This is a genomic window from Proteiniclasticum sediminis (assembly GCF_018128025.1).
GTDB classification, from domain to species: domain Bacteria; phylum Bacillota; class Clostridia; order Clostridiales; family Clostridiaceae; genus Proteiniclasticum; species Proteiniclasticum sediminis.
The window spans coordinates 1-2,575 of record NZ_JAGSCS010000042.1 but is presented as its reverse complement, the minus strand read 5'-3'; the positions used below and the strand labels follow the sequence as shown (position 1 = coordinate 2,575).

The 2,575-nt window shown below is 40.3% G+C and carries 4 protein-coding genes; all 4 read left to right on the top strand.

Annotated elements, in window-relative coordinates; genetic code table 11:
• The coding region (locus KCG48_RS14350) for an RHS repeat-associated core domain-containing protein (protein WP_211802864.1) at window positions 1-1,012 on the top strand (1,012 nt) is incomplete at its 5' end.
• Window positions 1,013-1,026: 14 nt separating this feature from the next.
• The gene (locus tag KCG48_RS14345) at window positions 1,027-1,536 is read left to right on the top strand and encodes a DUF6560 family protein (protein WP_211802863.1); all 510 of its coding nucleotides are present in this window, start codon (window positions 1,027-1,029) and stop codon (window positions 1,534-1,536) included.
• Between the two features lie 93 nt (window positions 1,537-1,629).
• On the top strand, window positions 1,630-2,028 hold the full coding sequence (locus KCG48_RS14340; protein ID WP_211802862.1) for a hypothetical protein: 399 nt from the start codon (window positions 1,630-1,632) through the stop codon (window positions 2,026-2,028).
• A 12-nt stretch (window positions 2,029-2,040) separates the two neighbouring features.
• Window positions 2,041-2,394, top strand: a complete 354-nt coding sequence (locus tag KCG48_RS14335) for a hypothetical protein (RefSeq protein ID WP_211802861.1) — start codon at window positions 2,041-2,043, stop codon at window positions 2,392-2,394.
• Window positions 2,395-2,575 lie beyond the last annotated feature (181 nt).

The window sequence follows — 2,575 nt, the reverse complement described above, 5'->3', positions numbered from 1 at the left end:
CATCGAAAAAACCGTCAATGGCGTCACCACCCGGTACATCCTCTCGGGAACCCAGGTGGCCTATGAGATGCAGGGAAACGATACCCTCCACTACAGCCGAGACGGCCAGGGCGGTCTCTTTGCCCTGACCTGGAATGAGGAGACGTATTTCTATGTCCACAATCTCCAGGGGGATGTCATCGGGCTGCTGGATCGCACCGGGGCACTTGTGGTACGCTATACCTATGACACGTGGGGAAAACCGCTCACCGTGGAAGGAAGCCTGGCGGAAACCCTGGGGCAGAAGAATCCCTACCGGTATCGGGGGTACGCCTATGATGCGGAGACGGGGCTCTACTACCTGGGTTCCCGGTACTACAATCCGGAAATCGGGCGGTTCTTGAATTCAGATGATTCCTCAACGTTATTTGTAAGTCCAAATGAACTGACAGATAAAAATCTATTTGCCTATTGTGACAATAATCCAATTATGCGAACTGATGAAGAAGGAGATTGTTGGATTGCAATAGGTGCAATAGTTGGTGGAGTGATAGGTGCAACGGTTTCCGCTGTTTCACAGTATGCAACTACGGGAAAAGTTGATTTAAAAGTCATTGGTGTGAATTTTGTATCGGGTGCAATATCTGGCGCAGTGGCTTCAACTGGAATCGGATTGGGTGCTTCAGTAGGAATCAATGCAGCACTTGGTGGTGGAACTTATGCTGCAGAACAGGCTGTAAAAGGCGAAAAAGTTACGGTTGGAGGAGTAGTTGCAAGCACTATTGCCGGTGGATTAGGTGGTAGAATAGGTGGAAAAGGGGCCAATGCTAAAGGCCTTACAGCAGCTTGGAAGAGTGCATCAAGGGGGATATCAAGAGAAATGCGCAGAGCAAATGTTAAATATGCAACAAAGCAAATTGCAAAATTTACTGCTGAAAAAGTTGCAGCTATAACTTCAACCAAAGTTGCAATTAGTAGATTGACTTTTGGTACGATTGTAAATACATTTGCTCGCTGGAAATTAGGATATTGAGTGAGGTGAGTGAAATGCAGATAATAGTTCGCCTAATTATTCCAGCACTAATACCAATTGCTCTTGGACTGCTTTTATCCAACATTGATAAACGTAATAGTGACGAAATAATTAAGAATTTGTCAAAAGAACATATCATTATTCGTTTGCCAAAAGCGTATTTGTGGGTAGGATGCGTAGAAATGTCATTTACGTTAATGTGCCTTATATTAATGGTTCTTTTTCAACATGACCCTTTGTTTGAACTTGTATGGATTGCACTATTTTTATTTGGTGCAATTGTCGTTGTATCAAGCATCGTTTGGCAAATTCATGTTTTCCGCCACGAAGATTATTTTATCTACAGAACCATTTTTGGTAGAAATCACAGACTTAGATATGAAGAGTGTGTAAGCTATAAATTTGGCACAAACAATCTTATATTGGAAATTTACAATAAAAAAATTTATATTGATAGCAAAGCAACTAATTTTGAATTCTTACTTGCCATGTTAACGCAATATAAGGTAAAAGAAATTAAATAACATTACATTTCCCCCGCAAACTTCCACACAATGGTAATTACCTGCTGCTTTTGTCCGTCCACTGTTTCCACATGCCGTACCTGAATTTTCTCAATGGCTGTATCAACAGCTGGAGCTATAATATCTAGGGATGTCGAAAAAAAACTAAAGAAAGACCATACAGTTTATAAACTAGTTGATAAGAGTGGAAAAGTTCAATATGTTGGTCGAACAATAAATGTAACGGCTCGTGAAAAAGCACATAATACTCTTGGTAGTAAAACAGTCGGGCTGGATTTTATTCCAATCAAGTCAGGACTTAATTATTATCAAGCAAGAGGATTAGAGCAGATTGCAATACTAAAGTACAATACTAAAAACTACTTAAATAGTATTTATGGCATTGGTCCAAATAATAAAAATTTTAATACATATATGGCGGCTGGACGGCAATTTGCTCATTATGTGAACAATCAAATCTCAAACGAGACATTATATTGGACAGGGCAATAAGGAGGAATAAATATGGCTTCATGGGGACCAAAATTGTATCAGGATGATATAGCTAATGATATTAAAAATTATTACATTGATCTATTAAAGCTTGGTAAAACAAATATTGAAGTAACAAATAAATTGATTGATCGATATCAAGAAGAGATTTCTGATGTTGACGATGCTTCTGTTTTTTGGTTTGTTTTAGCGGATCTGCAATGGGACTTAGGTAATTTATTGCCAAATGTAAAAGAAAGTGCCCTGAAATTTTTATCTGAAGGTTCTAATTTAAGAAGGTGGCAAGAAGAAAATCAAAAAGAGGCAAAAATCAGGAAAAAGATTCTCGAAGATTTGGAGCAAAAACTTAATTCTCCAATGCCCTGAATGAACTGGTCCGGGAGGACCAGGCCGGGCGGCAGGAGACTGTGACCTATACGTATGATGACGGGGGGAATCTTCGGACGAAGAGCGTCCATGCCTATACCCTGGGGGAAGTGGGCCCGGCTCAAAAAACCGTGGTCTATACCTATGGCAACGAGAACTGGAAGGATCAGCTCACGGCCTA